A 15,324-nucleotide genomic window follows, 5' to 3' on the forward strand; every position below is an offset into this window, starting at 1 on the left:
CGGTGTGCCGGCGGGCCGTCGGTGGCCGCGGGCGGCTGTCGGCGGTCTGTCGGCGGTCTGTCGGCGGTGGCTGACACCGTCGTGGGCATGAAGCGAATCGACGGCAAACCCCCGGCCGCGGGCAGCGCGGTCACCGTGCGGGGGCTGGTCAAGCACTACGGCGAGACCAGGGCACTGGACGGCGTCGACCTGGACGTCCGCGAGGGCACCGTGATGGGCGTGCTCGGTCCCAACGGCGCCGGCAAGACCACCCTCGTGCGCATCCTGTCCACCCTCATCGCCCCCGACGCCGGGCGGGCCACGGTCGCCGGCTACGACGTCGTGCGGCAGCCCCGGCAGCTCCGGCGGGTCATCGGTCTCACCGGGCAGTACGCCTCCGTGGACGAGAAGCTCCCCGGCTGGGAGAACCTCTACATGATCGGGCGGCTGCTGGACCTGCCCCGCAAGGCGGCGCGGGCGCGCGCCGACGAGCTGCTGGAGCGGTTCTCGCTCACCGAGGCGGCCAAGCGGCCCGCCTCCACGTACTCCGGCGGCATGCGCCGGCGCCTGGACCTGGCCGCCTCCATGATCGGCCGCCCGGCCGTGCTCTACCTGGACGAGCCCACCACCGGCCTGGACCCGCGCACCCGCAACGAGGTGTGGGAGGAGGTCGAGCGCATGGTCGGCGACGGCGTCACCGTGCTGCTCACCACCCAGTACATGGAGGAGGCCGAGCAGCTCGCCTCCGAGCTGACCGTGGTGGACCGCGGCAAGGTCATCGCGGGCGGCGGCATCGAGGAGCTGAAGGCCAAGGTGGGCGGCCGCACCCTGCGGGTCCGCCCCGCCGACCCGCTGCAGCTGCGCCCGCTGGCCGGTTTCCTGGACGAGCTGGGCGTCACCGGGCTCGCCTCCCCCACCGTGGACGCCGAGCGCGGTTCGGTGCTGGTGCCGATCCTCAGCGACGAGCAGCTCACCGCCGTGGTCGGCGCGGTCACCGCGCGCGGCATCACGCTCGCCTCCATCACCACCGAACTGCCCAGCCTGGACGAGGTGTTCCTGTCCCTCACCGGCCACCGCGCCAGTGCCCCGCAGGACCCCGCGCCCGCCGCCGGCCGCGAGGAGGTCCCCGCGTGAGCACCATCACCGTGAACGCCGCCCAGGCGGCCGACGCCCGGATCCCCCTGCGCGGGCACCTGCGCCACACCGGCGCGCTGATCCGCCGCAACCTGCTGTGGATCCGGCAGGACCCGGAGTCGATGTTCGACGCGCTGCTGATGCCGGTCGTCTTCACGCTCTTGTTCGTGTACGTCTTCGGCGGCTCGATCGGGCAGGCGCTGGGCGGCGGGCAGGACGGCTACGTGCAGTACGTGATCCCCGGCATGATCGCGATGATGAGCATGACGCTGTCCCAGGGCGTCGGCACCGGTTTCAGCCAGGACTTCAACTCCGGTGTCATGGACCGGTTCCGGTCGCTGCCCATCGGGCGGGGCTCGGTGCTGTTCGCGAAGGTCTCGGTGGAACTGGGGCGGATGCTGTTCGCCACCACCGTGCTGATGATCGTCTCCGTGCTGGTGGGCTTCGACATCGAGAGCTGGGCCGGGCTGTTCGCCGCCGTGGGGCTGTCCGCGGTGTTCGCCTCGTCCATCATGTGGGTCTTCCTCACGCTGGGCGTGATCCTGAAGAACGCCCAGTCCGTGCAGGCGATGGGCTTCCTGGTGCTGTTCCCGCTGCAGTTCGGCTCGTCGATCTTCGCCCCGACGGCGTCGATGCCGGGCTGGCTGCAGGCCTTCACCGACTACAACCCGCTGTCCACGCTGGCGGACGCCGCCCGCGGGCTGATGGTGGGCGGCCCGGTCGCGCACGACCTGTGGGTGACCCTGGGCTGGTCGGTGGCGATCACGGCGGTGATGGCGCCGGTCGCGATCCACAAGTTCCGCACCAAGAGCTGACGGGTCACACCAGGGCGGCGGCCTGTTCCGGGGACAGGGTGCCGCCCTCGGCGTACGCGGCCTCGTACGCCTCAGGGCCCAGCACGGCACGGGCCCGGTCCGCGGCCAGTTCCCTCGAGTGCCGCTCCCGGCACGACTCGACGTGGCCGGGCGGCAGCATCGCGCGGGCTGCGCCCAGGCAGCGGGCGGCGTCCCGGGCCCGGTGTCCGCCGTCGGCGCCGGCCAGCGACAGCGCGGCGACGACCAGGTAGGAGGCGCGCATGTGCGGCGCGACGGCCGCGGCCAGCGGGTCCTCGGCCCGTGCCAGCGCCTGCCTGGCCTTCTCCAGCGCCTCCTCGTACCGCCCCTCCAGGGCGCCCACCCAGGACTCCATCGCGAGGATGAGCGCGTCGAAGACGACGAAGTGGGTGATGGTGAACTGCTCACGCAGCAGCCTCAGTTGCTCGCCCGCCTCGGCGGTGCGGCCGGTCGTGCCGAGCCACCCGGCGAGGAACAGCCGCGCGGCGGGCATCGCCCCGCTGTACGGGCTGCCGTCGGAGCGGTCGATCACCTCGCGCAGCACGCGCTCCCCGCGCTCGCCCTCCCCCGCCTCCAGCAGCGCGCTGCCGAGCCGGGCGCCGAGGACGTCCACCTGGGCGCGGGCGCCGAGCCGCTCGGCGTGTTCGACGGCGGCCTCGTAGTCGGCGGCGGCACGGGTGTACTCGCCCTTGTGTTCGTGGGCCTCGGCGCGGGCGGCGAGGGCCTCCGCGGTGCCCCAGGCGTCGCCGAGCCGCCGGAAGATCTCCAGCGACTCGTCGGCGTCGCGGGCGGCGTCGCCCGCCCAGTCGGCGCGGTTGGCCAGGAAGTTGGCGCGCATCTGGAGCACCCCGGCCAGCTCCCACTCGAAGCCGGGCGTCTCGCGGCAGGTGCGGACGGAGGCGTCCATGACGGTGCGCAGCCGGGTCATGTCGCCGGTGAGCATCACGGCGTAGTACCAGAGCACGCCGGGGCTGCGGCAGGTCTGCGGCAGGCCGGGTTCGTAGGTGCGGGTGATGCGCCGGAGCTTCTCCTGGGCCCGCGGGTTCTGCCAGGCGTCCAGTTCGGTGTCCATGCAGGCCAGGTGGGCCAGGTGCACCCCGCGGCGGGCCTCGGCGAGGACCTCCCCGGTCATCGGGGGCGGCGCGGCCGTGCACCGCTCCCACACCGGGGCGGCGGGGCGGACCGGCTCGGCGAACGGGTCCGGGCCGAGCGCCATGACCTCGCTGCACCAGGTGCGGGCCTCGATCCGCAGGTCGCGCATCTGCCAGTACCAGGCGAGGGACAGCACCAGGCACAGCGCCTCCTGCTCGTCGCGCGCGGCGACGGCGCGGCGCAGGGCGGTGCGCAGGTTCTCGTACTCCCGCTCCAGCCGCCCGATGGCGGCGAGCTGCCGCGGACCGCGCAGCAGCGGATCGGTGGTGCGGGCGAGTTCGCGGTAGTACGTCAGGTGGGCGCGTTCGGCGTGCGCGCGCCCACCGGTCTCGTCGAGGCGTTCGGCCGCGTACTCGGCGACCGTCTCCAGGAGGCGGTAGCGCATCCCGCCGTCGTCCGAGGGGGCGGCCACCACCAGCGACTTGTCGACGAGGGAGCCGAGGGCCTCCAGCGCGGCGGGCCCGCACACGGCCTCGGCGGCGTCGAGGCCGCAGCCGCCCGCGAAGACCGACAGGCGGCTCAGCACCTCGCGTTCGTCCTCGTCGAGCAGGTCCCAGGACCAGTCGACGACCGCGCGCAGGGTCTGCTGGCGGGGCAGCACGGTGCGGCTGCCGTTGGTCAGCAGCCGGAAGCGGTCGTCGAGCCGGTCGGCTATCTGACGGGGTGTCAGCAGGCGCAGGCGGGCGGCGGCCAGTTCGATGGCCAGGGGCAGGCCGTCCAGGCGGCGGCAGATCTCGGCGCAGGCGCCGGGGTCGTCCTCGACGCGGAAGCCGGGGCGGGCGGCGGCGCCCCGGTCGGCCAGGAGCCTCAGCGCCGCCGGTTCGGGCAGCGGCTCCACCGGACGCAGCAACTCCCCCGGCACGCCCAGGGGTTCGCGGCTGGTGGCCAGGACGGTGAGGTGCGGGCAGCGGGCGAGCAGCTCCTCGGCGAGGCGGGCGGCGGCCTCGACGACGTGCTCGCAGTTGTCCAGGACGATCAGCATGCGGCGCCGGCCGCAGTGCTCGACGAGGCGGTCGACGGGGTCGCCGCCCCGGTCGGTGGCGACCCGTATCTCCTCGGCGCCGGCGCCGTACAGCACGGTCTCGCGGGCGCCGACGGCGGTCAGGACGGCCTCGGGGACGGCGTCCGGGTCGTCGACCGGCGCCAGCTCGGCCAGCCACGCGCCGTCCCGGGCCACCTCCCCCGCCGCCTCGGCGGCCTCCTGCGACAGGCGGGTCTTGCCGGAGCCGCCGGGCCCGAGCAGGGTGACGAGGCGGGTGGTGGCGAGGTCGGCCCGGATCGTCTCGATGTCGGCGTCCCGGCCGACGAAGGAGGTCAGGCGGGCGGGGAGGTTGCCGGGCGGGCGGGCGGCCCGGCCGCGCGGGGCGGCGGGCGCGGGCGCGGGGTCCGGCTGGAGCAGTTCGCCGTGCAGGGCCCGCAGCTCGGAGCCCGGGTCGGTGCCGAGCCGGTCCGCGAGCAGCCGCCGTACGTCCTCGTAGGCGGCCAGCGCCTCGGCGGCGCGGCCGGTGGCGCGCAGGGCGCGCAGCCGCAGGGCCTGGAGGGGTTCGTCCAGGGGGTGGGCGTCGCACAGGGCGGTCAGCTCGGGCAGGGCCCGCTCGGCGTGGCCGAGGGCGAGCGCGGCGGTGTGGCGGGCGCGCAGCGCGTCCAGGTGCCGGACCTCCCAGCGGGCCGCCTCGGCGGTGCGGCCGGGCAGGTCGGCCAGGGCGGGGTCCCGCCACAGGGCGAGGGCGTCGTCGAGCCGTTCGGCCGCCTTGGCGGCATCGCCGTCGGCCAGGGCGCGCAGGCCCTCGCCGGTCAGCCGCTCGAAGCGGTGCAGGTCGACGTCGTCGGGGGCGGCGGTGAGCCGGTAGCCGCCGCCGGCGGAGGCGACCGCGTCCGCGCCGAGCGTCCGGCGCAGCCGCCCGACCAGCGCCTGGAGGGCCCCGGTCGCGTCGGCGGGCGGGTCGTCGCCCCACACCTCCTCCACCAGCAGGCCCGCCGGCACGGCCCGGCCGGGCCGCAGGGCGAGCACGGTCAGCAGGGCGCGCAGCCGCGCCCCGCCGACCGGGACGGCGGTGCCGTCGGGGCGGAGTGCCTGGGTGGTGCCGAGGACGCGGTAGCGCACGGGGTCCATTGTGTCCGGGGACGCCCCGGCACCGCGCGCGGGTTTCCCACGCGCGCGGACCGGGAGGGGCCGAGGGCGAGGGGGCGGTCGCCGGCCGGGACGGCGTCCCCCGCCGAACGCGCCGGGCCGGTGCCCGGCCCGGCGGTCCCTGCCCGGTCCGGCCGGCGATCCGCCGGGCCGCGGCGGTGCGGGCGCGGGCGGCCGGTGCCGGGGCGGGCCCGCTCCCCGTGAGCCGGGGGCGTACGCTCCTGAGGGCCTCCACCGCTTCCCGCACGGGCCCGGCCCGGCTGCCGGCGGTCGTCACGGCCGCCCCCGGGCGTCTCGGCCGCGGTGCGAGGAGCGGCAGGAACCTCCGGCCGTCCGCGGCACGTTCTCCTCCCGCCACCGGTACGGCCGGTGCCGCGCCGTCCCCCACGTCAGGAGTCCCGCCCGATGACCACCGCCACCACCCGCCACGGCGAGCGACGCGTCAGCCCCGTCTTCGTCGGGATCCTGGCCGTCGCCGCGGTCACCGGCTGGGCCACCTGGACCGGGTTCGCCGAGCAGCCGGGCCTGGCCGTGTTCCTGTTCGTGACGGCCGCGTGGGTCGTCTCCCTGTGCCTGCACGAGTACGCGCACGCGCGCACCGCCCTGCACGGCGGCGACATCTCGGTCGGCGCGAAGGGCTATCTGACGCTGAACCCGCTGAAGTACACGCACGCGCTGCTGAGCGTCGTGCTGCCGGTGATCTTCGTGATCATGGGCGGGATCGGTCTGCCGGGCGGGGCGGTGTTCATCGAGCGCGAGCGCGTCCGGGGCCGTTGGCGGCACAGCCTGATCTCCGCGGCGGGCCCGCTGACGAACGTGGTGTTCGCCCTGGTGTGCACGGCCCCGTTCTGGCTGGGCGCGCTGGACGGCGTGCCGCGCGACGTCCGGCTCGCGCTGGCCTTCCTGGCGCTGCTCCAGGTCACGGCCGCGATCCTGAACTTCCTGCCGGTGCCGGGCCTGGACGGCTACGGGGTGATCGAGCCCTGGCTGTCGTACCGGGTGCGGCGGCAGCTGGAGCCGTTCGCGCCGTTCGGTCTGCTGCTGGTGTTCGCGCTGCTGTGGGTGCCGTCGCTGAACGGCGCGTTCTTCGGCGCGGTCGACACGGTCCTGCGCGCGCTCGGGATCGGCGACTTCGACACGTACTGCGGATTCGAGCTGTACCGCTTCTGGCAGACGGACGAGATCTGCTCGGTCGTGCCGTGACCGGCGGCCGGGCGGCGGGCGCGGTCAGCCCGTGGCCGAGGAGGAGCGGCGGGCGTCCCGGCCGCGCTTGAGGTAGTACCAGCACATGTTGGACGACACGCCGGCCAGCAGCACCCACACGACGCCCATCGGCACGCTGCCCCGCACGAACGAGACGACGGCGGCGGCGACGGCGAGCACGCAGACGGTCAGGGCGTAGAGGGCGAGGCGGGGCATGGGGTCGGCTCCTGTCGGGGGACACGGGTGACACGGTTCGCGTCCCCAGTGTCCCCCATCGCCTCATACGTCCGTGACCCGGAGCCCCGCGTGCGCCTTGTAGCGGCGGTTGACGGAGATCAGGTTGGCGACCAGCGACTCGACCTGGTGGGCGTTGCGCAGCCGTCCGGCGAAGATGCCCCGCATGCCGGGGATGCGTCCGGCGAGGGCCTGCACGATCTCCACGTCGGCGCGCGCCTCGCCCAGCACCATGACGTCGGTGTCGATCTCCTCGATCGCCGGGTCCTGGAGCAGCACGGCGGACAGGTGGTGGAAGGCGGCGGTGACCCGGCTGTCCGGCAGCAGCGCGGCGGCCTGCTCGGCGGCGCTGCCCTCCTCCGGCTTGAGGGCGTAGGCGCCCTTCTTGTCGAAGCCGAGCGGGTTGACGCAGTCGACGACGAGCTTGCCGGCGAGCTCCTCGCGCAGCGACCGGAGGGTCTCGCCGTGCCCCTCCCAGGGCACGGCGACGATCACGACGTCGCTGCGGCGGGCGGTCTCGGCGTTGTCGGCGCCCTCGACGCCGTGCCCGAGCTCCTCGGCGGCGGCCCGCGCGCGCTCGGCGGCCCGCGAGCCGATGATCACCTTCTGGCCGGCCTTGGCGAACCGGTAGGCCAGGCCCTTGCCCTGCGGCCCGGTCCCGCCCAGCACGCCGACGACCAGCCCGGAGACGTCGGGCAGGTCCCAGGGATCCTTGGCGGGGGCCTTCTGCGCACCCTGTGCGGCACTGTCGGTAGAGGTCATGGGCCGACTCTACGTCCGCCCCGCCGCGCCCACCGGATCGGGTGAGCCGTGTGCCGGGTCCCGGCACCGGACGGGGGAATCCGGGGCGAACCGCCGGTTCCGGGCCGCCGGTTGCGGCAGCATGCGCCCATGGACGCCGTACGGGTCGCGCTGCTGCGCGAGGTGCTCGCCGGGACCGAGTGGCTGGGGGCCACCCGCGCCTTCGCGGGGGCGCTGCGGGGATCGGTGGTGTCGCACGGGGGCGGGCTGCTGCTGGTGGGCACGGAGCGGTACGAGCCGTGGCACCTGGCCGCCCACCTGGTGGACGAGGCGGCGTGGTCGGGGACGCCGGAGCTGGCCCCGACCCTGGTGCGGCACGATCCGCGCCCGGCGGACCCGCCGCACCTGGCGGTGGGGCTGGGGCGGCTGGCGGCGGCCCGGCGCGGTGAGACGCTGCTGGTGGTGGCGCCGGAGGAGCCGGGCGCCCCGCTCCTCGAACGTGTGCATGACGCCCGGCGGGCGGGGGCGACGGTGCTGGCCCTGGACTCCGGGCAGGGCGACCTGGCGGCCATGGCGCACGAGGAGCTGGCGGTGCCGGAGGGCGCCGAGCTGGACCTGGACACCGTGCAGCACCTGGTCAGCGCCGCGGCGGGCGAGAACGTGCTGCCCGCGCCCCGGGGCCGGCGGCGCCTGCGGGACCGCCTGTCCCGGCTGGCGGACCGGCTGACGGCACCGCCGCCCGGGTGCTGGTAGCGGTGGGAGGAACGGCCGCCCGGGCGGGGGCGCCGGCGGGCCGGTCAGTCCTCGTCCGCGCGGGCCGCGGGGGCGTCGTGCCAGCGCGGGTCGTTCTCCCACTGGAGGTTGCGCTCGCGGGCGGTCTCCATCGCGTGCTGGGCCTCCGTGCGGGAGGCGTACGGTCCGAAGCGGTCCTTGCCCGGGCAGTCGGGCCCCTCCTCGACCTTCTTGTGCTCCAGGCAGTAGTACCACTCGCCCGGTTTTCCGGCCGTGCGCTTCTTGAACAGGGCCATGGGCGGCTCCTTTCGCCGGGGACATGGTCTCGTATGCCCGCTGGTTAGACTCGCTGTCATGTCTGGCCAGTCGCTGCTCGTACCAGGGGAGCTGTCTCCCACCCGTTCCGTGCCCGGAAACATCCGCCGCCCCGAGTACGTCGGCAAGCCGGCGCCCACGCCGTACACCGGCCCGGAGGTGCAGACGCCCGAGACGATCGAGGCGATGCGCGTCGCCGGGCGGATCGCGGCGCGGGCGATGGCCGAGGCCGCCAAGCTCATCGCGCCGGGCGTGACCACGGACGAACTGGACCGCGTCGCGCACGAGTACATGTGCGACCACGGCGCCTACCCCTCCACGCTCGGCTACCGCGGCTTCCCCAAGTCGCTGTGCACCTCGGTCAACGAGGTGATCTGCCACGGCATCCCGGACTCCACGGTGCTGCGCGACGGCGACATCGTCAACCTGGACGTGACGGCGTACATCGGCGGCGTGCACGGCGACAACAACGCCACCTACCTGGTCGGGGACGTCGACGAGGAGAGCCGCCTGCTGGTCGAGCGCACCCGCGAGGCGCTCGACCGGGCGATCAAGGCGGTCAAGCCGGGCCGCCAGATCAACGTCATCGGCCGGGTCATCGAGTCGTACGCCAAGCGCTTCGGATACGGCGTCGTGCGCGACTTCACCGGCCACGGCATCAACACCTCCTTCCACTCCGGGCTGATCGTGCCGCACTACGACAGCCCGCACGCGACGACCGTCATGAAGCCCGGGATGACGTTCACGATCGAGCCGATGCTGACGCTCGGCACGCACGAGTACGACGTGTGGGACGACGGCTGGACGGTCGTGACGAAGGACCGCAAGCGCACCGCCCAGTTCGAGCACACGCTGGTGGTGACGGAGACCGGGGCGGACATCCTCACGCTGCCGTGACCCGCCGGCCCCGGTGAGCGCCCGACGCGCCCCGACGACCCGCTCTCCCTCCGGGAGGGCGGGTTTTTCGCGTCCGATCGGGGTACGGTTTTACCGACAGCCTGTCGGAAACGTTCCGACCAACCGTCGGCAACAGCATTGACTTAGGCAAGGCTAACCAAAGAAGATCGGGCTCATGGACTCCTTCTCGACGCTCATCCGCACCGCCTCCCACGAGCAGCACACGGAGGCCGAGACCTCGACGTTCATGGGCGACCTGCTGGGCGGACGGCTGGGCGTCGACGCCTACGCCCGGTACACCGAGCAGCTGTGGTTCGTGTACGAGGCGCTGGAGGCCGGGGCCGGCCGGCTGGCGTCCGATCCGGTGGCCGGGCCCTTCATCCGGCCCGAGCTGATGCGCCTGGCCTCGCTCGAGCGCGACCTGGAGCACCTGCGGGGCGCCGGCTGGCGTGCGTCCCTGTCCGCGCTGCCGGCCACGCGGGCCTACGCGGACCGGGTGCGCGAGTGCGCCGAGCGCTGGCCCGGCGGTTACGTCGCCCACCACTACACCCGCTACCTCGGCGACCTGTCCGGCGGCCAGATCATCCGCGGCAGGGCGGAGCGGGCGTGGGGCTTCGCGAGGAAGGGCGACGGCGTCCGCTTCTACGTCTTCGAGGAGATCGCCAACCCGGCCGCGTTCAAGCGGGAGTACCGGCGGACGCTGGACGCGATCCGCGTGGACGACCTGGAGAAGCAGCGGGTGGTGGCGGAGTGCAAGAAGGCGTTCGCCCTGAACACCGCCGTCTTCCGGGCGCTGGGCGAGGAGTTCCCGCTGTCGGCGTGACGCCGGGCGCGGGCGCCACCGCCGCGGGGGCGCCCGGCGGTCCCCACCCGGCCGCCCGGCGGTCCCCACCCGGGCCCCCGCCCGGCCGCCCGGCCGCGGTGCCGCCGGGATCTGCGAGCCCTCGCCCGGGGCCGTCCGCGAACGCCGTCTCGCCGGAGCGCGGGTCCGGCGGCCGGCTCCTGCCGTTCCCCGCGCTCCGGCAGCGCCGGTCCGTCGCGGACGCGGCGCCCGGCCGCCGCGTCCGCCGCTGGTCGCGCGCGGGACGCGCGGGGACGTCGTGGCGGGTCAAGGGGCGTTCGGACACCGCGTGGACGGGTGACGGGTCCGTCAGGTCACGGTGTGGCCGCTGTACCCGGACCGGGCGCCCGCGCCCGGCCCCGCCCCGGTAGGGTTCGCCTCCGGGAAGGGGAAGGTGAAGAGACCTGATGAGCAGGGATCGCGGCTCTCTACGGCTTTGCAGGCTCGACCGGAGCGTGCTGGTGGCGGCCTCCGTGACCGCTTTGTCGTTGACGGCGAGCGGCTGCGTGGTGGTGCACGGCGAGCGCGAGGTGCTCCCGGCGGCCACCCGCGCCGAAGCCGCCGAGGCGCTCCGGCAGTTCACCGCCGCGTACAACGCGGCGGACAAGGCGTACGACAGTTCGCTGGACGCCGACCACACCACCGGCGCCCTCGCCGCCATCGACGCGGCCCGGCTGAAGGCGGGCAGGGCCAACAACCCGGGCGGCAACCCCACGCACACACCGCTGGAACTGACGGACGCGAAGTTCACGATCCCGAAGAAGGCGGGCTGGCCGCGCTGGTTCCTGGCCGACGCCCGCGGCAACAAGGGCGGCGACGCCCGCTGGCTGCTGGTGTTCACCCGCGACGGCCTGGACGAGCCCTGGGAGGTGGCGTACCTGACGCTGGCCGCCGCCGGGGACGTGCCGGAGTTCAAGACGGACAAGGACGGGTGGGCCGAGGCCGTCCCCGCCAACTCCACCGACCTCGCCGTCCCGCCCGCCGACCTGAGCCGGGGCTACACCACCTACCTGAAGGACGGCGGGGACACCTTCGCGGACGGCGCCCACACCAGCGGCTGGCGGGAGCTGCGGAAGAAGTGGGCGGTCCGGCCGGGCCTGGCGCGGCAGTACATCGACGAACCGCTGACGAACGGCGACTACGCGCCGCTGGCGCTGCGCACCGCCGACGGCGGCGCGCTGGTCTTCTTCAGCACCCGCCACTTCGAGAAGCAGACCGCGGCGCAGGGCGCCTCCGTGCCCACGCCCAACAAGGACGTGCTGGCGCTGACGACCGGTGAGATCAAGCAGTCCCTGACGATGGAGTTCGTCTCCAACGAGGTCGCCCTCGATCCGGCGAAGGGCTCGGGCGAGGAGCGGGTGACGGTGGTGGGCAGGATCCAGGGGCTGACGTCGGCGCGGGGCGGTTAGGGCGCGTAGCGAATCGTGATCACCGGGTGATCCGGGTGAAGTCTTCGACCCGGATCACCGCGGCGCGCGGGTGGAAGCCGACGCGGGGGCTGCCCCCAGCCGGGTACGCGGGGTGCGCCGGTCGGGGACCACGCGCGGGCGGCCCGGTACGCGGTGCCGGCGTCCCGCCCCCGCGCCCGGGGCACTTCGCCGTCCGCCCCCGAGGCCTCGTCGCCCGCGGCGGGACGGAACCGTCCGCAACGGCATCCCCGGCTTGTCCTTCCGGAAGGAACGAGAGCGACTCGTACAACCCTCCTCCCCCACCGCGAGTCCGTTCGAGCGGTGCGCACGGGTGTGCGTACCGCTCGGCTCATCAGGAAGGACTTCCTTGACTCCCCCGCGCACCACCCGACGCCGTCTCGGCGCCTCCGTCGCCGCCGTTCTCGCCGTGACGGCCGGCGTCGGCGCCCTGGTCCCGTCCGGGGCCGTGGCCTCACCCGCCGCAGTGACCGCGGCCACCAGCACCACCGGCGAAACACATCTGCCCCTCGGCGCCGAGATCGTCAGCACCGGCGACACCGGTTACCTCACGTCCCGCAGGGACGACACCGGCGCCACGGTCCTGGAGTGGCACGGGTACGCCGACGGCTCGGTGCTGCCGATCGACAAGGGCACCGTGGGCCACGACAGCAACTCCGACATCGTCGTGACCGGCGACGGCGGCAGCACGGTCTTCCTGCGGGACATGCGGGCGGGCGCCACCTGGTCCGCCTCCTTCGACCTCGCGTCCGAGTTCAAGCCCGGGGCGAAGCTCGTCGGCGTGGCCGGCGAGAACCTCTTCGTGAGCGTTCCGACCACCCAGGACTACCACGAGCTGTGGCAGCTGGCCCGGGTCGACGGCGCCGCCAGGAAAACGAAGCTCTCCTCCAACTCCTACGGCCTGGACTACAAGGTCGTCGCCTCCGCGGGCCGCGATCTGCTCGTCCTGGGCAGCAACCGGGTGTTCCCGAGTTCGGCGACCTTCCGGACCGAGTACTGGAAGGCGTACGCGAGCATCGACGGTGGCGAGGTCACCGGCTGGCGCGGCAAGGAGAACATCGCCCCGTGGACCCAGGCGTCGACGGGCGCCTTCACCGCCGACTACGAGGCCCGGGTCGAGTACCGGGCCGGGGCCGGCGAACTCGTCGTGGACGGGAAGTACATCGGCCGCCGGAGATTCGCCGTGGACAGCTCCATGAGCGGCGTCGTCATCGCCGGCATCGCCGGGGAGACTCTGCTCTACGGAGTCCCGGGCAGGGCCACCGACGAGACGCCCAGCCCGCTGTACGCCCGGAACGTCAAGGACGCCACCGCCGCGCCGTACACGCTCCTGGAGCACTTCTCCAGCGTGGCCCACGCCCCGGACGGCAGCCTGCTCGTGCGCGGTGCCACGGCCGACGCCGACGGGCTGTTCCGGATCACCGGCGGGACCGGTGGCACCCCGAGCGTCACGCTCGTGGCGGACACGGGCCGGGTCCTGCCCGTCGAGGTGACCGAGTCGAAGGTTCCCGCCGCGGTGGACCTGGAGGAGGCGGGCACCACGGTCCCGATGGAGTGGACCCTGTCCCGCTCGAACGCCACCGTGGACCTCACGCTCACGCACACGGCCACCGGGAAGAAGCTCACCCGACACCTGTCCTCGCCGGTCTCCGACCGCCGCTTCGCCTTCGTCTGGGACGGCGTCCTGGACGGCATCAGCGCCCCGAACGGGGCCTACACCTGGCAGATCACCGCCGCCCCGGCCGACGGCGCCGGTGATCCGGCGACCGCCTCGGGAAGCCTCCTGGTCTCGCGCCGGGCCAACCCGCACGACTTCAACGACAACGGCTCGACGGACGTCCTCGCGCGGGACGCCTCGGGCGTGCTGTGGCGGGACGACCTCTTCGACTGGCCGTCGGGCGGCCAGGTCACCACCGCCAAGCGGACGAAGGTCGGCGGCGGCTGGCAGGTCTACAACCAGATCGAGGCCACGGGGAACCTCGGCGGCGCCCCGGCCGGCGACCTCGTCGCCCGCGACACCTCGGGCGTGCTGTGGATATACCTGGGCAAGGGCGACGGCACCTTCGCGTCCCGCACCCGGGTCGGCGGCGGCTGGCAGGTCTACAACAAGATCACCGGTGGCAGCGACCTCACCGGTGACGGGCGCCCCGACCTCCTCGCCGCCGACACCTCCGGCGTCCTGTGGCTCTACCGGGGCACCGGCAGCTGGTCCGCCCCCTTCGCCACCCGCACCCGGGTCGGCGGCGGCTGGCAGGTCTACCACCAGATCACCGCCGTCGGCGACATCGCGGGCGGCGCGGCCGGCGACCTCGTCGCCCGGGACGCCTCCGGCGTCCTCTGGCTCTACCAGGGCAACGGCACGGGCAACTTCACCACCCGCGTCAGGATCGGCGGCGGCTGGAACGCCTTCTCCCACCTCGTCGGCGCCGGCGACGTCACCGGCGACGGCCGGCCCGACCTGGTCGCCTACGGGCCGGACGGCACGTACGTCTACCGCTCGACCGGCTCGACGACGGCCCCGTTCAGCCGGCAGACGACCACCCTGTACGCGGGCGAGGGAACCAAGTTCGACAACGTCGTCTAGGCGGTGTGGTGGGCAGGGGTTCACCCGCCGGGGAGCGGCGTCCGGTGCGCGCTTCCCGGTGTGCCGCCCGGAAGCCCTCGCACCGGACGTGCGGGGGCTTTCGGCCGGTGCGGCGGGAGCGCGTGCCGGGTGTCGCGACGGGGTGGACGCCGCCTGTGCCGGGGCCGTGCCGGCCGGTGTGGCTCCGCTGCCGGAGCGGTGGGTCGCGGGCCGCTCAGTGGCGCAGGGGCCAGGCCGTGTCCGCGTGGCCGGAGTCCTCGGCCGCGTACCGGGCGCAGGCGTCGGTCAGCGCCTCCAGCAGGGTCAGCGGGTCCGGCAGCGGGTGCTCCGGGCCGCGGGTCCAGTGCACCCTCTGGTGCTCGCCGGGCAGCCGGGCGGGCGGTACGAGGACGTAGGAGCCGCGGCAGTGCCAGCGCAGGCCCGGATGCTCGTCCATGGTCTCCGGGTGGCAGTCCAGCTCGCACGGCCACCACTCGTCCTCGTCCTCGGGGGTGCCGCGGGTGAGGGTGAAGAACAGCATGCGGCCGTCGTCGCTCTCGGCGACCGGGCCGACGTCGACGCCGGCGTCGAGCAGCCGGGCGAGCGCCTCCCGGCCGGCCTCCAGGGGGACGTCGAGGACGTCGTGCACCATGCCGGTCGCGGTGATGAAGTTGGCCTGCGGCTGCTGCCGGGCCCAGTGCTCGACCTGCGCGCGGTCGGTCGTGGACTGCGTCTGCCAGGCGAACGAGATCGGGTGCCGGGCCGGGGTGGGACAGCCGACCCGGTCGCAGGAGCACATGTAGCCGACCGGGTGCGCGGCGGGCGCCAGCGGCAGTCCCGCGCCGGCGGCGGCGAGCAGCAGGGCCTCCCGGCCGCCGTCACCGGCGGCCTCCTTCGGGCGGCGTCCGCGCAGCCACTGGGAGATTTTGCCCTGCAGGCCGCCTCGGCCGCCGAACTCCGCGCTCATCTATCCCCTCGCCTCGCCGTCGTGCGGAACAGCATGCCCTATGGTCCCACCATCCCGAGCGCCGGGGGGCCGGTGCTCACATTCGGGGCAGGTCGGACACGGGGTACCCCACCGGGCGGGATCCATCCCGCCCGGGGCGCGGGCGCCACCGCGGCCGGACACCCCCGCCGGGCCC

13 protein-coding genes are annotated in these 15,324 nt (G+C 74.6%); 8 read left to right on the forward strand and 5 right to left on the reverse strand.

Annotated features, from left to right (window positions below; translation table 11 throughout):
- Nucleotides 1–87 precede the first annotated feature (87 nt).
- Complete coding sequence (locus ACSU6Z_RS07805) at nucleotides 88–1,113, forward strand: ATP-binding cassette domain-containing protein (protein ID WP_437044154.1); 1,026 nt, start codon at nucleotides 88–90, stop codon at nucleotides 1,111–1,113.
- Nucleotides 1,110–1,928: an ABC transporter permease gene (locus ACSU6Z_RS07810; protein ID WP_437044156.1), complete on the forward strand. Its 819-nt coding sequence runs from the start codon at nucleotides 1,110–1,112 to the stop codon at nucleotides 1,926–1,928. The genes ACSU6Z_RS07805 and ACSU6Z_RS07810 overlap by 4 nt, the downstream gene beginning before the upstream one ends.
- A gap of 4 nt (nucleotides 1,929–1,932) precedes the next feature.
- Here the strand turns inward: ACSU6Z_RS07810 and ACSU6Z_RS07815 are convergent, their stop codons facing one another.
- Entirely contained in the window at nucleotides 1,933–5,211 is a 3,279-nt protein-coding gene (locus ACSU6Z_RS07815) for a BTAD domain-containing putative transcriptional regulator (protein WP_437044158.1), read from the reverse strand.
- Nucleotides 5,212–5,634: 423 nt separating this feature from the next.
- Between ACSU6Z_RS07815 and ACSU6Z_RS07820 the strand changes: the two genes are divergently transcribed.
- Nucleotides 5,635–6,432, forward strand: coding sequence for a site-2 protease family protein (locus ACSU6Z_RS07820; protein WP_437044160.1), 798 nt, complete (start codon nucleotides 5,635–5,637; stop codon nucleotides 6,430–6,432).
- Nucleotides 6,433–6,456: 24 nt separating this feature from the next.
- On the opposite strand, the gene ACSU6Z_RS07825 is transcribed toward ACSU6Z_RS07820, so the two are convergent.
- Nucleotides 6,457–6,648 carry a hypothetical protein gene (locus ACSU6Z_RS07825; protein ID WP_437044162.1) on the reverse strand — a complete coding sequence of 64 codons (192 nt, stop codon included), beginning with the start codon at nucleotides 6,646–6,648 and terminating at the stop codon, nucleotides 6,457–6,459.
- A gap of 63 nt (nucleotides 6,649–6,711) precedes the next feature.
- Nucleotides 6,712–7,428, reverse strand: a complete 717-nt coding sequence (gene npdG, locus ACSU6Z_RS07830) for an NADPH-dependent F420 reductase (RefSeq protein WP_437044164.1) — start codon at nucleotides 7,426–7,428, stop codon at nucleotides 6,712–6,714.
- A gap of 129 nt (nucleotides 7,429–7,557) precedes the next feature.
- Here npdG and ACSU6Z_RS07835 point away from each other — a divergent pair, with 129 nt between their 5' ends.
- Nucleotides 7,558–8,160, forward strand: a complete 603-nt coding sequence (locus ACSU6Z_RS07835) for a hypothetical protein (protein WP_437044166.1) — start codon at nucleotides 7,558–7,560, stop codon at nucleotides 8,158–8,160.
- Nucleotides 8,161–8,204: 44 nt separating this feature from the next.
- Here ACSU6Z_RS07835 and ACSU6Z_RS07840 read toward each other — a convergent pair whose 3' ends face one another.
- Nucleotides 8,205–8,435 carry a hypothetical protein gene (locus ACSU6Z_RS07840; protein ID WP_437044168.1) on the reverse strand — a complete coding sequence of 77 codons (231 nt, stop codon included), beginning with the start codon at nucleotides 8,433–8,435 and terminating at the stop codon, nucleotides 8,205–8,207.
- Between the two features lie 58 nt (nucleotides 8,436–8,493).
- Here ACSU6Z_RS07840 and map point away from each other — a divergent pair, with 58 nt between their 5' ends.
- The 4 genes from map to ACSU6Z_RS07860 all read left to right on the forward strand — a co-directional run bounded on the left by map (nucleotide 8,494) and on the right by ACSU6Z_RS07860 (nucleotide 14,203).
- Nucleotides 8,494–9,351, forward strand: a complete 858-nt coding sequence (map, locus tag ACSU6Z_RS07845) for a type I methionyl aminopeptidase (RefSeq protein ID WP_437044170.1) — start codon at nucleotides 8,494–8,496, stop codon at nucleotides 9,349–9,351.
- 175 nt (nucleotides 9,352–9,526) lie between these two features.
- Nucleotides 9,527–10,174: a heme oxygenase (biliverdin-producing) gene (locus tag ACSU6Z_RS07850; RefSeq protein WP_437044172.1), complete on the forward strand. Its 648-nt coding sequence runs from the start codon at nucleotides 9,527–9,529 to the stop codon at nucleotides 10,172–10,174.
- Between the two features lie 425 nt (nucleotides 10,175–10,599).
- Nucleotides 10,600–11,601 carry a hypothetical protein gene (locus tag ACSU6Z_RS07855; RefSeq protein ID WP_437044174.1) on the forward strand — a complete coding sequence of 334 codons (1,002 nt, stop codon included), beginning with the start codon at nucleotides 10,600–10,602 and terminating at the stop codon, nucleotides 11,599–11,601.
- A 367-nt stretch (nucleotides 11,602–11,968) separates the two neighbouring features.
- Entirely contained in the window at nucleotides 11,969–14,203 is a 2,235-nt protein-coding gene (locus ACSU6Z_RS07860; RefSeq protein ID WP_437044177.1) for an FG-GAP repeat domain-containing protein, read from the forward strand.
- 214 nt (nucleotides 14,204–14,417) lie between these two features.
- On the opposite strand, the gene ACSU6Z_RS07865 is transcribed toward ACSU6Z_RS07860, so the two are convergent.
- Nucleotides 14,418–15,149 carry a bifunctional DNA primase/polymerase gene (locus tag ACSU6Z_RS07865; RefSeq protein WP_437044179.1) on the reverse strand — a complete coding sequence of 244 codons (732 nt, stop codon included), beginning with the start codon at nucleotides 15,147–15,149 and terminating at the stop codon, nucleotides 14,418–14,420.
- Nucleotides 15,150–15,324 lie beyond the last annotated feature (175 nt).

The organism is Streptomyces sp. enrichment culture (assembly GCF_964273145.1).
Taxonomy (GTDB): Bacteria; Actinomycetota; Actinomycetes; order Streptomycetales; family Streptomycetaceae; genus Streptomyces.

Bases quoted from the DNA above. Each gene is read 5' to 3' on its own strand.
- npdG (WP_437044164.1), bottom strand. From the start codon at position 7,428: ATGACCTCTACCGACAGTGCCGCACAGGGTGCGCAGAAGGCCCCCGCC.
- ACSU6Z_RS07855 (WP_437044174.1), top strand. From the start codon at position 10,600: ATGAGCAGGGATCGCGGCTCTCTACGGCTTTGCAGGCTCGACCGGAGC.
- ACSU6Z_RS07835 (WP_437044166.1), top strand. From the start codon at position 7,558: ATGGACGCCGTACGGGTCGCGCTGCTGCGCGAGGTGCTCGCCGGGACC.
- ACSU6Z_RS07850 (WP_437044172.1), top strand. From the start codon at position 9,527: ATGGACTCCTTCTCGACGCTCATCCGCACCGCCTCCCACGAGCAGCAC.
- ACSU6Z_RS07865 (WP_437044179.1), bottom strand. From the start codon at position 15,149: ATGAGCGCGGAGTTCGGCGGCCGAGGCGGCCTGCAGGGCAAAATCTCC.
- ACSU6Z_RS07825 (WP_437044162.1), bottom strand. From the start codon at position 6,648: ATGCCCCGCCTCGCCCTCTACGCCCTGACCGTCTGCGTGCTCGCCGTC.
- ACSU6Z_RS07815 (WP_437044158.1), bottom strand. From the start codon at position 5,211: ATGGACCCCGTGCGCTACCGCGTCCTCGGCACCACCCAGGCACTCCGC.
- ACSU6Z_RS07820 (WP_437044160.1), top strand. From the start codon at position 5,635: ATGACCACCGCCACCACCCGCCACGGCGAGCGACGCGTCAGCCCCGTC.
- ACSU6Z_RS07840 (WP_437044168.1), bottom strand. From the start codon at position 8,435: ATGGCCCTGTTCAAGAAGCGCACGGCCGGAAAACCGGGCGAGTGGTAC.
- ACSU6Z_RS07805 (WP_437044154.1), top strand. From the start codon at position 88: ATGAAGCGAATCGACGGCAAACCCCCGGCCGCGGGCAGCGCGGTCACC.
- map (WP_437044170.1), top strand. From the start codon at position 8,494: ATGTCTGGCCAGTCGCTGCTCGTACCAGGGGAGCTGTCTCCCACCCGT.